Origin of the sequence: Actinacidiphila glaucinigra, assembly GCF_900188405.1 — a bacterium.
Classification (GTDB): Bacteria; Actinomycetota; Actinomycetes; order Streptomycetales; family Streptomycetaceae; genus Actinacidiphila; species Actinacidiphila glaucinigra.
Window position 1 is genome coordinate 1 of sequence record NZ_FZOF01000017.1, and the last position, 15,943, is coordinate 15,943.

7 protein-coding genes and 2 pseudogenes are annotated in these 15,943 nt (G+C 72.7%); 7 read left to right on the forward strand and 2 right to left on the reverse strand.

The annotated features are described in order from the left end of the window. Nucleotides 1-264, reverse strand: a pseudogene (locus tag CHF15_RS27495) (RNA-guided endonuclease TnpB family protein); the annotation flags it as partial. Nucleotides 265-409: 145 nt separating this feature from the next. Between CHF15_RS27495 and CHF15_RS27500 the strand changes: the two are divergent. After that, nucleotides 410-718: pseudogene (locus CHF15_RS27500) on the forward strand (VOC family protein); the annotation flags it as partial. A gap of 25 nt (nt 719-743) precedes the next feature. On the opposite strand, the gene CHF15_RS27505 reads toward CHF15_RS27500, so the two are convergent. Next, nucleotides 744-2,024, reverse strand: coding sequence for an MFS transporter (locus CHF15_RS27505; protein WP_245939068.1), 1,281 nt, complete (start codon nt 2,022-2,024; stop codon nt 744-746). A gap of 417 nt (nt 2,025-2,441) precedes the next feature. On the opposite strand from CHF15_RS27505, the gene CHF15_RS27510 reads away from it, so the two are divergent. The 6 genes from CHF15_RS27510 to CHF15_RS27535 all read left to right on the forward strand — a co-directional run bounded on the left by CHF15_RS27510 (nt 2,442) and on the right by CHF15_RS27535 (nt 15,900). Then, complete coding sequence (locus CHF15_RS27510; protein ID WP_245939069.1) at nt 2,442-6,233, forward strand: S8 family serine peptidase; 3,792 nt, start codon at nt 2,442-2,444, stop codon at nt 6,231-6,233. A 201-nt stretch (nt 6,234-6,434) separates the two neighbouring features. Next, nucleotides 6,435-9,872: a phosphocholine-specific phospholipase C gene (locus tag CHF15_RS27515; RefSeq protein ID WP_089226571.1), complete on the forward strand. Its 3,438-nt coding sequence runs from the start codon at nt 6,435-6,437 to the stop codon at nt 9,870-9,872. A gap of 535 nt (nt 9,873-10,407) precedes the next feature. After that, a complete protein-coding gene (locus CHF15_RS27520; RefSeq protein WP_179279989.1) occupies nt 10,408-11,514 on the forward strand; it encodes a maleylacetate reductase in 1,107 nt (368 codons plus the stop codon). After that, nucleotides 11,507-12,394, forward strand: coding sequence for a dioxygenase family protein (locus CHF15_RS27525; RefSeq protein WP_089226573.1), 888 nt, complete (start codon nt 11,507-11,509; stop codon nt 12,392-12,394). Before CHF15_RS27520 ends, CHF15_RS27525 begins: the two co-directional genes overlap by 8 nt. Beyond that, nucleotides 12,375-15,299, forward strand: a complete 2,925-nt coding sequence (locus CHF15_RS27530) for a BTAD domain-containing putative transcriptional regulator (protein ID WP_089226574.1) — start codon at nt 12,375-12,377, stop codon at nt 15,297-15,299. The genes CHF15_RS27525 and CHF15_RS27530 overlap by 20 nt, the downstream gene beginning before the upstream one ends. Before the next feature lie 106 nt (nt 15,300-15,405). Next, nucleotides 15,406-15,900 (forward strand): flavin reductase family protein, encoded by a 495-nt coding sequence (locus CHF15_RS27535; RefSeq protein ID WP_245939070.1) that lies wholly within the window; start codon nt 15,406-15,408, stop codon nt 15,898-15,900. The last annotated feature ends 43 nt before the right edge of the window (nt 15,901-15,943 follow it).

The window sequence follows — 15,943 nt, forward strand, 5'->3', positions numbered from 1 at the left end:
CGCCTTGATGTTCGCGTGCAGAGTTGTGTATGCGTCGCTGACCTTCTTGATCGTACGTATCGCTGCCTGGGCACCCAGCCCAGCGGCCTTCAGGTCCGCATAGACGAGCTTCTGCAAGCCGAACTTCGAAAACTCCCGCTCGGTGAAGGCAACCTCGGCAGCCCGGTCAGCGCCGGCGTTGCATGCGTGCAGCGTCGACCGCAACGCGACCGCCTGATCGGCGGTCGGCAGCAGCTTGACTTGCACGACAATCTTCACGCCCACGACCAGTACCGTATTCGCCCGGACTGACAATCACCGCCGATGACGGCCGACTTGAGGCGCAGCGAGGTCTGGGCATTTCACGCCCAAGCGTTCAGGACCCGATTCCTCCAGGGGCTGAAACCCCGGGCTTCCTCGGCAGAACACGGTGAAGGTCGCCAACAGCTGGCTCATCATGAACCCCGGCGGCGGCCCCACCCCCGACAAGCCGGACGTGACCCTGGAAGTGCCCCAGCGCACCGACCGTGTGTCCGGATTCCTGAACGTGCGCGTCGCCGACATCGCCGCTTTCCACGCGCATGCCGTCGCCAAGGGCACCCGCTTCCTGACCGAACCCCTGGACCGGGGATCCGAGCTGCGCTGCTACCTGCGCGACCCCGACGGCTATCTGATCGAGGTGGGGCAGGCGACCGGCCTGCTCCGCGGGATCCTCGCCGATCCGCCCGCGGGGTCGTGACGGGCCCGTCCCCCTCGCGCACCGGTCACGGCAGGGCTGCCTCCGGGGCGGCGTGGGGGACGGTACCGTCCGCGGCGGCGGGATACGCCGGAAGGCGTCGTACGTCCGGAACGCAGAGCAGGGCGATGGCGGCGGGGACCGCGATGACGGTCATCGCGTACAGGGTGGGACGTACGCCGAGGCTCTCGGAGACCGGGCCGGCGAGAGCCAGGCCCACCGGCATGAGGCCGGCCGACAGCAGGTAGTCGTAGGAACTCACCCGGGACAGGGCGGCCTCCGGCACGTGCGTCTGCAGCGCGGTCTCCCACAGGACGAAGAAGAGCGAGACCGCGACGCCGGTGACCGCTTCGAGGACCGCGATCAGGGCCAGCGAGCCGCCGCTGCCGATGATGACCGCCTGGCAGGAGGCCACGGCGAGCGCGGCGGCGCCCACGGCCATGGGGCGCGCGATCGTGAGGCGGTAAGCGCAGACGTCCCCGACGACGGCGCCGACGCCGAAGGCGGCGACCACCACCGACCAGCTCGCCGCGCCGCCCCATTCGCGTTCGGCCAGGACCGGTCCCAGTACGAACACCGACGGCAGCACGACGACGTGGTAGACCGCGATGGCCGCCATGCCGGACCACACCCAGGTACGGCTGCGCACCTGCCCCCAGCCGGCGCGCAGTTCCCCGAGGAACGTCGTCGCGGGGGCTGCCTGCCCTGTCACGGGTTCCGTCTCGCGGGGCCTCAGCCGGGCCAGGAACGCGGCGCTGACCGCGAAGGTGAGGGCGTCCAGGGCCAGTGCGCCGCCGGGGCCCGCCAAGGCGATCAGCCCACCGGCCAGTGCGGGGCCGAGCACGAGTCCGGACGACTGCACCAACCCCCGCAGGGCGTTCGCCTCGCGCAGCCGGTCGGGCGCGACGACCAGCGGCAGCAGGCCGGTCGAGGCGGGCATGAAGAACGCGTCCGCCGTGCCGAACACGACCATCAGCAGGGCGAGGGTGGGAACCCCGGCGACGCCGGTCAGCAGCAGCGCGGCGATGAGCCCCTGAGCGGCGAACCGCACCAGGTCGGAGAGCAGCATGATGCGGTGCCGCCGGAAGCGGTCCGCCCACACACCGCCCACCAGCGTGAAGAGCAGCATGGGCACCAGCGGGGCGGCGGCCACGAGTCCGACGTCGGACGCGGACCCGCCCGCCGAGAGCACGGCGAAGGGCACCGCCACGAACGACACCCGGTCGCCCAGCACCGACAAGGACTGCCCGATGAACAGGCGGGCGAACTGCGGCTCGTCACGCAGCACGCCGGGAATCACGGATTTCACGGGTGACCGATCAGGGGCAGGGGGACACAACGGGCAGCGCCCGATCGTAAGGAATACCGGCTCGCCGGTCACCTGGATTTCCCGGGGCGGCGGGCCGTGGCCCGCGGACGCCCGGGCGGCGTGTGGCGCCCTTGTGACATGGCCCAGTTGTGCCAGGCGGGATCGCTGACAGGGCCCGCCGGCGCACCGGATGATTCCGAACGGCTTCTGAACCGCAGTTGTACGAGGGTCCTCGGGCGCACTCGTGCGGGCTTCGCCCGCACGGGGCCCGGCCTCGCGTTCCCGCACCGTCGACGGCGGTGGGGTGCCACGACGACGGTCCAGGCCACCCGATCACGAACGCTCTGCCCGCGTGCCGGGATGACAGAAGGGGTGCAGACACCGATGAGACGGATCCGCCTTTGGGCGGCGATAGCGATGTCAGCGACAGTCGCGACGGGTGCTGTCGTGCCCGCCTCCGCCCAGGCCCCCTCGGGGTCCGGCGCACGGACGCCGGCGCCGCAGGACCGTACGACCACCGTGCGGTTGATCACCGGCGACCGGGTCACCCTCGGCGACGCGCCGAACGGCAAGAAGACGGCCTCGGTGCAGCGCGCTCCGGGTCGCGAGAAGGTGTTCTTCCAGATCGCCGAGAAGGAGGGCGCCCTGACGGTGCTGCCCTCGGACGCGGCGATGCTGGTCCGCACCGGGCGGCTGGACGCGGACCTCTTCGACGTGACGGCCCTGGTCGCACAGGGATACGACGAGGCGCACACCGACGCCCTGCCCATGATCGTGTCCACCCCGGAGGGCACCGCGCGTACGGCGGCCAGGAAGGCCGACGCGCTCGCGAAGTTCCACGAGGACTCCGCCGAGCCGCGGCACCTGGCGAGCATCGACGCCCAGGCGCTGAGCGTGGGCGCCGAGGATCTGGCCGCGTTCTGGAAGCAACTCGCGCCCCCGGCCGGTGCGTCCATGGCGAGCGCCGCCGCGGCGACCCCGAAGGTCTGGCTGGACCACAAGGTGCGTCCGACGCTGGACCGCAGCACCGCGCAGATCAACGCGCCCGCCGCGTGGGCGGCCGGATTCCACGGTGAGGGCGTCAAGGTCGCGGTCCTGGACACCGGCGCCGACCAGACGCATCCGGACCTGGCGGGCCGGGTGCGCGAGGCGAAGGACTTCTCCGACAGCGGCTCGACCCAGGACCACTTCGGTCACGGCACACATGTCGCCGCGACCGCGGGCGGCAGCGGCGCGGCCTCCGGCGGCCTGCGCAAGGGCGTCGCGCCCGGCGCCGACCTGCTGATCGGCAAGGTGCTCGGGGACGACGGCTTCGGCAGCGAGTCCCAGGTCATCGCGGGCATGGAGTGGGCCGCGGCCGAGGGCGCCAGGGTCGTCAACATGAGCCTGGGCGCCGACATGGAGACCGACGGCACCGACCCCATGAGCCAGGCGGTCAACGAGATCTCCCGCAGCAGCGGCGCGCTGTTCGTCGTCGCCGCCGGCAATATCGGCGAGCTGGGCGAAAGCACGGTGGGGTCGCCGGGCGCGGCCGACGCCGCCCTCACCGTGGGCGCCGTCGACCGCGACGACTCCCTGGCCTCCTTCTCCAGCCGCGGCCCGCGCCTCGGTGACAAGGCCGTCAAGCCGGACATCACCGCCCCGGGTGTCGGGATCGTCGCCGCGCGCGCCGCGGGCACGACCATGGGCACCCCGGTCGACGACAACTACGTCTCGGCCAGCGGCACGTCCATGGCCACTCCGCATGTGGCGGGCGCGGCGGCGCTGCTGGCGGGGCAGCACCCCGACTGGACGGGAGAGCAGCTCAAGGACGCGCTGGTCAGCACGTCCCACACGGTGTCAGGGCAGCTGCCGACCGAGCAGGGCGGCGGCCGTGTCGACGTCAAGGCGGCGTTCACCTCCCCCGTGACCGCCACCGGGACGGCCCTCCTGGGCCCGCTCGAGCGGGACGGGTCCCCGGTGGAGCGGGCCGGCGTGGTCCGCTACACCAACCACTCCGGCAAGGAGGTGTCGCTGAGCCTGCGTGCGGCGCTGACGGCCAAGGGCGGCAAGGAACTCCCCGCGCAGGCACTGACGCTGGGCTCCGACTCCGTCCGGGTCGCTCCCGGCGCGACCGTCGAGGTGCCGGTCGGCATCGACCCGGCGAAGGCGGGCCGCGGCTCCTTCTATGGCTACGTCACCGCCACGTCCGCGGACGGAGCGTCGGTCCACACCACCCTCAGCCTGTGGGTGCGCGCCCCGATGCACAAGCTCACCACCCAGTCCTACGGGCCCGACGGGCAGCCCACCGTGTGGTCCCTGCTGGACGTCTACGGAGGTGACGCCGAGGTCCGCTTCACCGACGTGGGGGTCGCCGAGGTCGAGGAGGGCACCTACCTCGTCGGCGGCACGCTGGCCGAGGACTCGAGCGACGGCGTCCGCCTGATCCAGGTCGTCGAACCCGAGGTGAAGGTCACCAAGGACACGACCGTCACCCTGGACGCGCGCAAGGCCAAGCTGGTGCGGGTGCAGACGCCCAAGCCCGCCGAGCGGCGCAACAACGTGACGTACCAGATGTACCGGAAGATCGACGGGGTCGAGCAGACGCTGGGCATCTACTACGAGGACGGCGGCGGGTTCGTGGACCTGTACGCGAATCCCACGTCGAAGGTCACCGAGGGCGCCTTCGAGTTCAACGCCCGCTTCGAGATGACCGCTCCCGAGCTCAGGACCGAGGTCCGCGGCGCCGACTTCGACCTCGAGCCGTTCTACGCCAAGCACTCCACGCCGTTCGACCCGCGGGGCGAGCAGCTGGTCGCGGTGGACGCCGGGACACGGGACAAGCCGGACCTGCGGCCCGCCACCGTGCGCGGCAAACTCGCCGTGATCCGCGACGAGTACGCGATGGACGGGTACGACCTGGCGGAGACGGCCGCGAAGGCCGGCGCCAAGGGCGTCGTGATCGTCCTGCCCGAGGGCCTCATCGCCTGGACCCGCTGGAAGCCGATGGACACCCGCTCCGCCCTGCCCGTCATCCGGATGACCGCGGGCGACGGCGCCAAGCTGCTGCAGTACATGAAGGGGCACAAGGCCGTCGTCGGCATCTCCGGCACGGTCACGAGCCCGTACCTGTACGACGTCGCGACGCAGTGGCAGCAGATCCCGCAGGACGTCACGTACACCGTCTCGGACCGCAACACCGCGCAGGTGAAGGCGTCCTACGCGAACAACGGCGACCTGCACTGGACCAGCGAGCAGCGCTTCAGCTGGCGCCCGTACACCGACGTCGCGTGGGAGACCTCGCGCTGGGTGCCGACGGGAACGCCCCGCACCGAGTACGTCACCGCCGGCGACACGCAGTGGATGCACGACGTCGACTTCATGACCGGCCCCGAGCAGTTCTTCGCGGGGGCGCTGGAGTCCGGCCTGCGTGACACCCCGCGCACCTTCAAGGCGGGCGAGAAGGCCACCGAGGAGTGGTTCAGGGCCGTGGTGCGGCCGTCCATCCCGCGCGGCTGGGACCGGCCCGCCGTCCGCGACGGTGACGTCCTCAGCCTGGCGATCCCGGAGTACACCGACGCGGTCGCCGGCCACTGGGGCCGCAAGCAGGTTCCCGCGTTCGGGGGAGGCATCGGCGGAAGGGCCGGGGCGCCCGGGACGATGGACGATCCGTCCTACCTGAAGGGCGACACCGTGGCGGCGGTCCTCTACCGCGACGGCAAGAAGGTGAGCGAGGCCGAGGACGCCTGGCGTGACTTCACCGTCCCCGCCGGCGCGGCCGAGTACCGCCTGGACCTGACGACCGAGCGCGACACCGAGTTCTGGCAGACCGGCACGAGGACCGCCACGTCCTGGACGTTCCGTTCCGGCACCGCGGCGAAGGAGACGCTGCTGCCGCTCCTTCAGGTCGACTACGGCGTCCCCGCCGACCTGGGGAACAGCGTCGGCGGCGGCAAGCGGCACGAGCTCGACCTGACCGTCAGGAACCAGGACGGCCTCGCCGCCCCCGCCGGGGTCAAGCTCAGGGTCGAGGCCTCCTTCGACGACGGCAAGACCTGGAAGGGCCAGGTCCGCGTCGAGGACTGCGGCCGCGACCGGTTCACCGCCACCATCGAACGGCCGGGCGACCGGCGTGACGGCGGGTACGTGACCCTGCGCGTGACCGCCACCGACAAGGCGGGCAACTCGGTCCGGCAGACCGTGGAACGCGCCTACCGGTTCGGCGCGTAGGCACATCCGTCCGACCGACGGAGCGGGTGCCGGGGGCGCGATCCCCGGCACCCGCTCCGTCATTTCCGGACCGTGTGCGTGGCCCATGCACGTGGACACGCCGGACCGGCAGGGGAACGTCCGGTGCCACCCGGTGAACGGTCGACGAAGATCGGTCACCCAGGGTTATGTCACGCGGCGGAGGCGACCTAGCCTCCGGGCATGTCTGACGTTTCCCGCCGTAAGGTCCTCGGCGCCCTCGCCGGTGGAACCGCGCTTTCCTTCCTGCCCCCTTCGCTGCACCAGGCGATGGCAGCACCCATGCCGCGCGGTGGCATGCGGGCCATCGAGCACGTGATCATCCTGATGCAGGAGAACCGTTCCTTCGACAACTACTTCGGAACCCTCAAGGGCGTGCGCGGATTCGGCGACCGCACTCCGCTGCGACTGCCCACCGGGGGAACCGTCTTCGAGCAGCCGCGGCCCGGCGGCGGCGAGGTCCTGCCCTTCTCGGCCCGGCGGGCCGCCCTCGACGCGGGCCGCCCCGAGAGCGACATCCAGTACCTGGGGTCGCTCGCGCACGGGTTCTCCGACGCCAACCAGGCCCGGGGCAACGGCTGGTGGAACGATTGGGTCGCCGCCAAGAGCCAGAGCACCATGGCCTTCTACGACCGGCACGACATCCCGCTGCAGTACGAACTGGCCGACCGCTTCACCATCTGCGACTCCTACTTCTGCTCCGTCTACGGTTCGACCAACCCCAACCGGAACTACCTGTGGACCGGCACGACCGGTTACGAGCCCGGCGGCGTCAACCGGGCCGTCACCAACGCCGCGTACGACTACGGCCACGCCGGCTACGACTGGACGACGTACCCCGAGCGCCTGGAGGCCGCCGGCGTCTCCTGGCAGATCTACCAGGAGTGGGACAACTTCACCGACAACGCGGTGGAGTACTTCCGGCCCTGGAAGGAGATCGGCCGGAAGGTACTGGCCAAGGTCAGCGGCCAGTTCGCCACCACCGAGCAGTTCTACGACAGCCTGTGGGACAGGACCGCGGACCAGCGCAAGGCCGCGCTGGCGGAGTTCCAGCAGGGCGTCGACGCGCTGACCGAGGCCGAGCGGCGGCTGTTCATGCGCGGCGCGTACCGCTCCGAGCCGGACACCCTCGTCGGGCGGCTCGCCTCGGACATCGAGAACGGCACGCTGCCGCAGGTCAGCTGGATCGTCCCGACGGCGGCCCTGTCCGAGCACCCCGGCAGTTCCACCCCGGTCGGCAGCGCCAACCTCGTCTACGACCTCCTCGACGCGATCGCCCGCGACCCCAAGACCTGGTCCAAGACGGCGCTGTTCATCAACTTCGACGAGAACGACGGCTACTTCGACCACGTGCCCGCGCCGGTCGCGCCGAAGCCGGCCTCCGGCAACGGCGACGACTGGTTCAAGGGAAGCCCCGTCGGTCCCGGCCCGCGCGTGCCCATGACGGTCGTGTCGCCCTGGACGGTGGGCGGTTTCGTCAGCTCGGAGGCCTTCGACCACACCTCGGTCATCCGGTTCCTGGAGAAGTGGACGGGCGTCCACGAGCCCAACATCAGCGCCTGGCGCCGCAGCGTCTTCGGTGACCTCACCTCCGCCTTCGACTTCGACCGCGCACAGCGGCAGCCCGAGGTGGAGCAGCCCGCCCGGGTCCCGGCGCCGATAGGCCGGTGGAACCCCGTCCCCCCGAAGGAGCAGTCGCTCCCGGAGCAGGAGTCCGGCACCCGCCGCACCCGCCGCTCCCCGTACCGGCTGTCCCTGCGTGCGGAGGTCACCCGCTCCGCCGTGGAACTGCGGCTCGGCAACGAGGGCGGCACCGGCGCGGCGTTCACCGCCTACCCCGGCGACGACTCCGCCCCGCGGGCCTGGACCGTGTCCGCGGGCAGGAGCGCGGTCGAGACGGTGGAGTTCGGCGCCGACGGCTACGACCTGCAGGTCCACGGCCCCGGATGGTCGGTGTGGGAACTGCGGGGCGCCGGTGTGGGCGGCGAGGCGTACCTCGTCGAGCACTCCGCGCCCGGCCAGGTGACGGTGGTGTGCTCCAACCCCTCCCCCACCACCCGGACGTTCCTCGTCGGCGAGTCGGCCCACTCCGGCGGCCACGGCGACCGCGTGGAGACCGTCACCCTCAAGCCCGGCAAGTCCCACACGGTGCGTCTGCGGCTCCCGGACCACGGCTGGTACGACGTGGTCGTCGTCGACCGGGACGACCCGTCCTTCCTGCGCCGCATGACCGGCCGGCTGGCCGACGGCAAGCCCGGCGTCACCGACCCGGAGACCGGCACGGCCCTCGCCCTGGCCGCGGCCATCGGCCTCCCGGCGTCGCTGCCGAACCTGGACACGCCGTTCGCCCAGGGCAACCCGACCGATGTCGTGGTCACCGTGCGGAACCAGGGCCGGCACCGGCTCGACGATCTGTCCGTCGCCCTTCTCGCCCCGTCCGGCTGGACGGTCCGGCGTGACGGCGGGGCACCGACCGCGCTCCGGGCCGGTGACTCGGCCGACGTGCGCTTCGAGGTCACGCCCGCCGGGAACGCCGCCGCCGGCCGGCTGGCCGTCGCCGCGCACGCCGACGGCGACGGGCTGCTGCGGATCGCCGACGCCCGCGTCCGGACCAAGGTCGCCCCGGCCATGAGCGTCACACTCACCGGTCCGGCGAGCTCCCCCGGAACGGACGGCACGGTCCTCTCGCCGGGCAGGCCGGTCACCGTGACGGCCACCGTCACCAACGCCGGCGGCACACCGCTCACCGGTGTGGCGGCCACGCTGGCCCTCCCCGAGGGCTGGACCGCCACCGCGAAGGGCGGCACGCCCACCTCGGTTCCGGCCCGCTCGTCGGCCTCGCTGGCCTGGGACGTCGTCGCGCCCGCCGCCGCGGCCCGCGCCTCGGGCAGCCTCAAGGCGAGCGTCACCGCGAAGCTGAACGGCGCCGACACGCAGGCGTCCGCGTCCCTGTCCGCCAAGACCGGTCCCGTCATGACCGGTCATCTGCTCGCGGAGGACTTCGAGTCCGTCGCCCCCGCGCTCGCCGCGGCGGCCGACCTGAGCCGGCCCGGCCTGCTCGGCTGGACCCGGACCGCCCCCGAGGGCTGGACGGTCACCAACGCGCCGGCCATGCCGCAGGGCACGCGGGAACTGCAGGGCTGGAGCTTCCTGTCCAAGCAGTTCTGGTTCCCCGCCGGGCAGGACCGCCCCAACTTCAGCCGGGGCCTCGGCGTGGTGGCCGTGGCCGATCCCGACGACTGGGACGACACCGGCAGCCCGTCCGGCCGGGGCACGTTCGACTCGACCCTCAGCACCCCAGCGGTGGCCATCCCCTCGGGCACGTCCACCCTCCACCTGGGCTTCGACTCCCACTACCGGCAGGAGAGCCCGCAGGAGGCCGAGGTCACCGTCACCTTCGACACAGCCGACCCGGTCCGGCTGCTCCACTACAGCAGCGCGACGTCCGGGAACACCAACCTGGGCCAGGACCAGCAGAACCGGCTCGTCCGGCTCTCCTGCCCCGTCCCCGCGGGTGCGACCACGGCGAAGGTCGGCTTCCGGATCTTCAACGCGGGCAACAACTGGTTCTGGGCGATCGACAACGTCCGTGTGGGCACCGGCCCCATAGCCGACGCCTGACCGGCCGTAGGCCGACCGCTTCCGGCGGGGCGGCGGGCATCAGCCCGCCGCCCCGCCGCGTGCGTTGAGGAGCGGGCGCGGAGCGGCAGGCCCCGAGCAGCGGGCGCGGGACTTCGGGCGTGAACACCGCGGCCGATTCGGTCGCTCCTCCGGCAGCGGGGCACGGGAACTCAGGCTGCCTTGACCGTTTCCCCAGGAATTCACGGCGAAGGTCCCCGCATACGTCGCCTCGGCCATGGGAACAGCGGCGCACCGGGCCCATCGACGGAAGCCGCATTGTCGAGGAATTCCGCGAATTGCGGTTCCAGTCGGACGCAGCCCGTAGTCTGCGGGGCTCGTGGGCACGTCGCACGGTGCGCGCATCGCCTGTTTGGGTGATATCCGCTCCCCTGGCCCCCCATGGGCAACCGGTCGTTCGTCACGCGAATGCGGTAATCGGTCCCGCCCGAACTCAATCGCGCGAAGCATTCGTTGACGCGTCACCTCGCGGACGACCAGACTCCATTTCCGGTGAAGAAATATGCGAGGGGCAGCCATGAAGTCGTTCGTGCACAGAGGACAGATCACGAAAGTGGTCTTCGGCAGCGGAACGCGCGCGGGGCTCGGCGGCGAGGTCGAGGCGCTGGGGCGCGGCCGGGCCCTGGTGCTGTGCACCCCCGGGCAGACCGCCCAGGCCCGGGAAGTGCGCGAGATCCTCGGGTCGCTCACCGCGGGTGTCTTCGACCAGGCGGCCGCCCACACCCCCGTGGCGGTCACCGGGAAGGCGGTCGACGCGGCGCGGGCCGCCGACGCGGACTGCCTGGTATCGGTCGGCGGCGGCTCGACGATCGGCCTCGGCAAGGCCGTCGCGCTGCGCACCGGGCTTCCGCACCTCGCCCTTCCGACCACCTACGCCGGATCCGAGATGACCCCGATCCTGGGCGAGACCCAGGAGGGCGTGAAGACCACCCGGCGGCTGCCCGAGGTCCTGCTCGACACCGTGGTGTACGACGTCGATCTCACCCTGACCCTGCCGCCCCACGTCGCGGCGGTCAGCGGGCTCAACGCCATGGCCCACGCAGTGGAGTCGCTGTACGCCCAGGACGGCGACCCGCTCGCCTTCCTGACGGCCGGTGAGGCTCTCGACGCCCTCGCGGTGGCGCTCCCGGCGATCCTGCGCGATCCCGCGGACACCGAGGCGCGGGCGACCGCGCTGTACGGTGCCTGGCTGGCCGGGACCTGCCTGGGCACGGTCGGCATGGCCCTGCACCACAAGGTGTGCCATGTCCTGGGCGGCTCCTTCGACCTGCCGCACGCTCAGACGCACGCCGTCGTACTGCCCCACGTCGTCGCGTACAACGCCCCGGCGGCCGAGGCGGCCATGGCCCGGATCGGCCGGGCGCTGCCCGGCCCCGATCCCGCGGGCGCGGTCTTCGACTTCGCGGGCGGCATCGGCGCCCCCAGGGCGCTGCGCGACCTGGGCATGCCCGAGTCGGGCATCGCCGAGGCGGCCGACCTGGTCGTCCGGGACGGCTACTGGAATCCGCGGCCCGTGCACCGGGACGCCGTACGCGACCTCCTCCGACGGGCCTGGGCCGGCGAACCGCCGGCCCGGGCCGCCTCCGACCGTTCCTACGACCCGACGGGAGCCCGTCATGCGTGACCTCACCGACACCACCATCACCGAGGCCGTCATCTCCACCGTCCGAGAAGCGAAGGACGCCCGCCTCGCCGCGATCCTCGAGGCGCTGGTCCGCCACGCGCACGACTTCGTCCGCGAGACCGGCCTCACCGAGCAGGAGTGGGCCCGCGGCATGGACTTCCTCACCCGCACGGGGCAGAAGTGCACGCCCACGCGGCAGGAGTTCATCCTGCTCTCCGACGTGCTGGGGATCACCATGCTGGTGGACGCGCTCGGCAACAGGCGCGCGGCGGAATCGACCCAGAACAGCGTCCTCGGCCCCTTCTTCCGCGACGACCGTCCGCAGGCGGCCGACGGCTCCGACATCTCCGCGGGACTGCCGGGCACACCCTTCTTCTTCGAGGGCCTGGTCACCGACGACCACGGCGCACCGGTCGCGAACGCCGGGGTCGACGTCTGGCACAGCGACGCGGACGGCCACTACGACGTGGACGTCCCCGGCCTGTCCGATCCGGCCATGCGGGCCCTGCTGCGCACCGACGGCGAGGGCCGTTTCCGCTTCCGCTCGATCCGCCCGTCGAGCTATCCCATCCCGGACGACGGGCCCGTGGGCGAGATGATGCGGGCCACCGGCCGGTCCGTCATGCGGCCCGCGCACCTGCACGTCATGATCGCCGCCGAGGGGTTCCAGCGCGTGACCACGATGCTCTTCCCCGCCGACGACCTGTACCTGGACCAAGACCCCGTCTTCGGCGTCAAGCAGTCTCTGGTGACGGACTACGCGAGCCACCCGGCCGGTATGGGCCCCTACGGCACGCGGACCGACGAGCCCTACACCCTGCTGCGTCACACCTTCGTACTCGAGCCGGGACGGTCGGCTCATGACCCGCGGCCTTCCTGACAGGCCGCTCCCGGGACTGCCGGACCTTCCCGCCGGCGTCGTCCCGCGGCCGCGGGTGACCCGCCGCATCCTCCAGGAACTGGCCGGGCATCCGGTGCTGGTCGTCGCGGCCTCCGCCGGGGCGGGGAAGACGACCGCGGTACTCCAGGCGGCGCGGGCAATGCCCGGCCCGGCCGCCTGGATCCCGCTGGGCGGCCTCGCCACCGGCGACATCGCCGCCGAAGCGCTCCGAGGTCGTCTGGCGCGGGCGGTGCCCGCCGACGGCGCGGGGCCGCCCGTGCTCGTGGTCGACGGGCTGGAGCACATCGCGGGCCGTGCGGCAGCCGAGGACGCGCTCAGCGCACTCGTCCTGCAACCGCCCCCGGGGCTGCGGCTGGTGCTCGTCACCCGGGCGGAGCCACCGGAGGGCATCGCCGGTCTCGGCGACGTCCATCGCGTGGCCTTCCTCGACGACACCGACCTCGCCTTCGACGTCTCCGAGGCCGCCCGGGCCCTGCGCCCCGCCGGACTCCAGGAGCAGGCGCAGTTCCGGGTGCGCGCCATGAGGGGCTGGGTCACGGGTGTCCTGCACGACTGGTGGACCACCGATCCCGAGGCCGCGGCCGGCAGGCTCGACCTCCTCTGCGCCGGCCTGGTGCGGCAGCTCACCGAGGCGGAGGCGGCACTGCTGGTCGCCACCAGCGTGCTGGACGAGGTGACCGCCGAGTCCGCCAACGCCCTCGGACTGTCCTGCCCGGACCGGACCATGACCGCCCTGCGCCACCGCCGGCTGCCGCTGGCCTGGTCCTGCGACGGCGCGCGCATGCGGCCGCTGCCACGGTTCCACGGGTACCTGCGCATGCGCGCCGACGCCATGGACGAGAACTCCCGGCGCGAACTCAGACGCCGCCACGCCCGGTTGCTGGAAGCGGCAGGCCGTCACGAGGAGGCCGTGACGGAACTGCTGATGGCGGGAGAACCGGCGGCGGCACGGCGCGCCGCCGAGCAGGTCCTGCCCGGCGTCCTGGACCGGCTGGACCTGGCCACGGCGGAGAGCTGGCTCGACCGGATGCGGCCCGTGCCCGGCCCGCCGGCCCCGGGGCTCGTATCCGCCGCACTGCGCGTCGCGTTCGGCCGCGAGCAGTGCTGGCGCGGGCTGCAGTTGGCGGACCAGCACGGACCGTCCTGGTGGGGCGGGCTGCCCGGGCGGCCCGGCGGCAGCGAGGACCTGGCGCTGCTGGTGTGGTGCTTCTGGCACGCGGGCAGGACCGACGAGGCCCGGCAGATGCTGCGCGTCATGCCCCCCGGCCGCCACCGCGACATCGCCGCGGCCCTGATGTCCCTGGCGGACGGCACCCCCCTCACACCGCTTCCGGACCTGCGGGCCGACGCGACGGGTCCGGTCGAGGTCATGCTGATGCGGATCGCCTACATGGGCGGCCGACTCGCCGAGTTGCAGGGCGATCCCGCTCCGCCCGGCGGTTGGCGCCGGGCGACCGGTGCCCCGTGGACCGTGGCGGCGCTCCGTGCGGCGGGACGCATCTCCCGGGCCGGCGAGATGTACACGTCCCTCGGTGACGGGCCCCGGCCGGTGTGGCTGACGGCGATCGACGACGTGGAGTTGATGGCGGACCTCGGACGGCGCGAGGAAGCCTGGGCCGCGCTGACGGCCGGACGCCAGGCCGTCGCGGCGACGGGCTCGCGCGTGTACGAGATCCTCAGCCTGCTGCTGGAGGCCAAACTGGCCCTGCGGCTCGACCGCGACGCCGCACGGGCCACCCGGGCGCTGGCCGAGGCGGCCCGCCACGGCAGTGCCCGCTACGCCTTCACCGGGGAACTGGCCGCCACCTGGCACGGACTGCAACTCCTCCTGGCGGGCCGGGACGGGGAAGCGGCCCACCGACTGGCCGTCGCGGTCGCCGCCATGACCACGGGCGACCGACTGCTGGAACTGCCCACCGCGGCCGTCTACCTGAGCGAGGCGATGTGGCGCGCCGGTGACGCGGAGGCCGCGGACGCCGCGGCCGACCTCGCCCTGGGTGTCGCATCGGCCCACGGGGGCCGCCATCTGCTGCTGCAGGCACTGGACGACGTCCCGGCGGTCGCCGTGCGCAGGGCCGACGCCGAGCCCTCGCACTCCTCCCCGTGGCACGAACTCGTGGCGGCGCTGTCGTCCGGGCGGGCGGCACTGAGCGCCCCCGTCTCTCCGCGGCTGGTCCTCGAGGAGTTCGGGGTGGTCCGGCTGTCCGCGGACGGGCGGGAGGTCCGTCCACGCCTGGCCAAGAGCACCGAACTGCTGGCGTTCCTGCTGAACAGACCGGCCGCGACCGCACGACGCGCGCTGCTGCTGGACTCCCTGTTCCCCGGCCGGAGCGACGCCGCCGGGCGCAGTTACCTGCGGCAGGCGGTGTACCGGCTGCGGGAGGTGCTGCCCGAAGGGGTGGCGCTGCTGCAGGAGGGCGACGTCCACCGGTTGACGCCCCATACGTCCGTGGCCGGGTCCTCGGGTGCCTTCGGGCGCCTGCTGGCCGAGGCCGGCAGGCAGGACGGCGAACACCGCTTCCACACCCTCCTGGAGGCGCTGCGGACGGCGGGGAGGGGCCCCTACTTCGACGGCGTCTCCACCCCGTGGCTGGACGCCCGGCGCGAGGAACTGGCGGCGGAACTCACCCAGGCGCAGGTCGACGCCGGCGCGGTCGCCCTGCGCCTGGGCCGGATCCGCGAGACCCGGGAGCTGGCGGGAGCGGCGCTGGAACGCGATCCGTACCGCGAGCAGGCCTGGCGGCTGGCGCTGGCGGGTGCCGAGGCGGCCGGGGACGACGGCGAACTCCTGGAGCTGTACCGGGGTTACCTGCGGGCCATGGCCGATCTCGGCGTGCGCCCGTCGCAGGAGATGAGACATCTGGTCGAGCGGCTGCGCCGATGAGACCTGAACCCTCCGCCACGGTGCGGTTTCCCCGGCATTAACAGGTGGCAGCGCACAGTTCACCACGTCCACCAGGGCTCGGCTCACTCCTTCCCGGAGGTCTCCCATGACTGAAACCCTCGACATGTCCGTCGCCTTCCGCGCCACGATGGGACGCCTGGCCACCGGGGTCAGCGTCATCACCACCAGGACCGCAAGCGCCCCCGTGGGCATGACGGCCAGTGCGGTATCCGCGCTGTCGCTGGACCCACTGCAGCTGCTCGTGTGCATCGGCAACCACCTGTTCACCCGCACCGCGATCGCCGAGCACGGACGCTTCGCCGTCAACGTCCTCGGCGAGGACTGCGAGCACCTGGCCCGCACCTTCTCCGCCCCGGTGCCGGACCGCTTCGCCGGCGTGGCCGTGGACGAGGACCACGGGGTGCCCGTGCTCAGGGACGCGATCGCCACGGTGGTCTGCGACGTCTCCCAGGCCCTGCCGGGCGGCGACCACACCATCTTCGTCGGCGACGTCCGGCACTTCGAGCACCGGGCCCAGGCCCGTCCGCTGCTCTATTTCGCGGGCGGGTTCGGTGTCCTGAGCCCGCAGAGCGGTCTCTGACGACCGCGCCCCCTCAAGTCCCCCCGGTGCCCGGTGCCGTGTC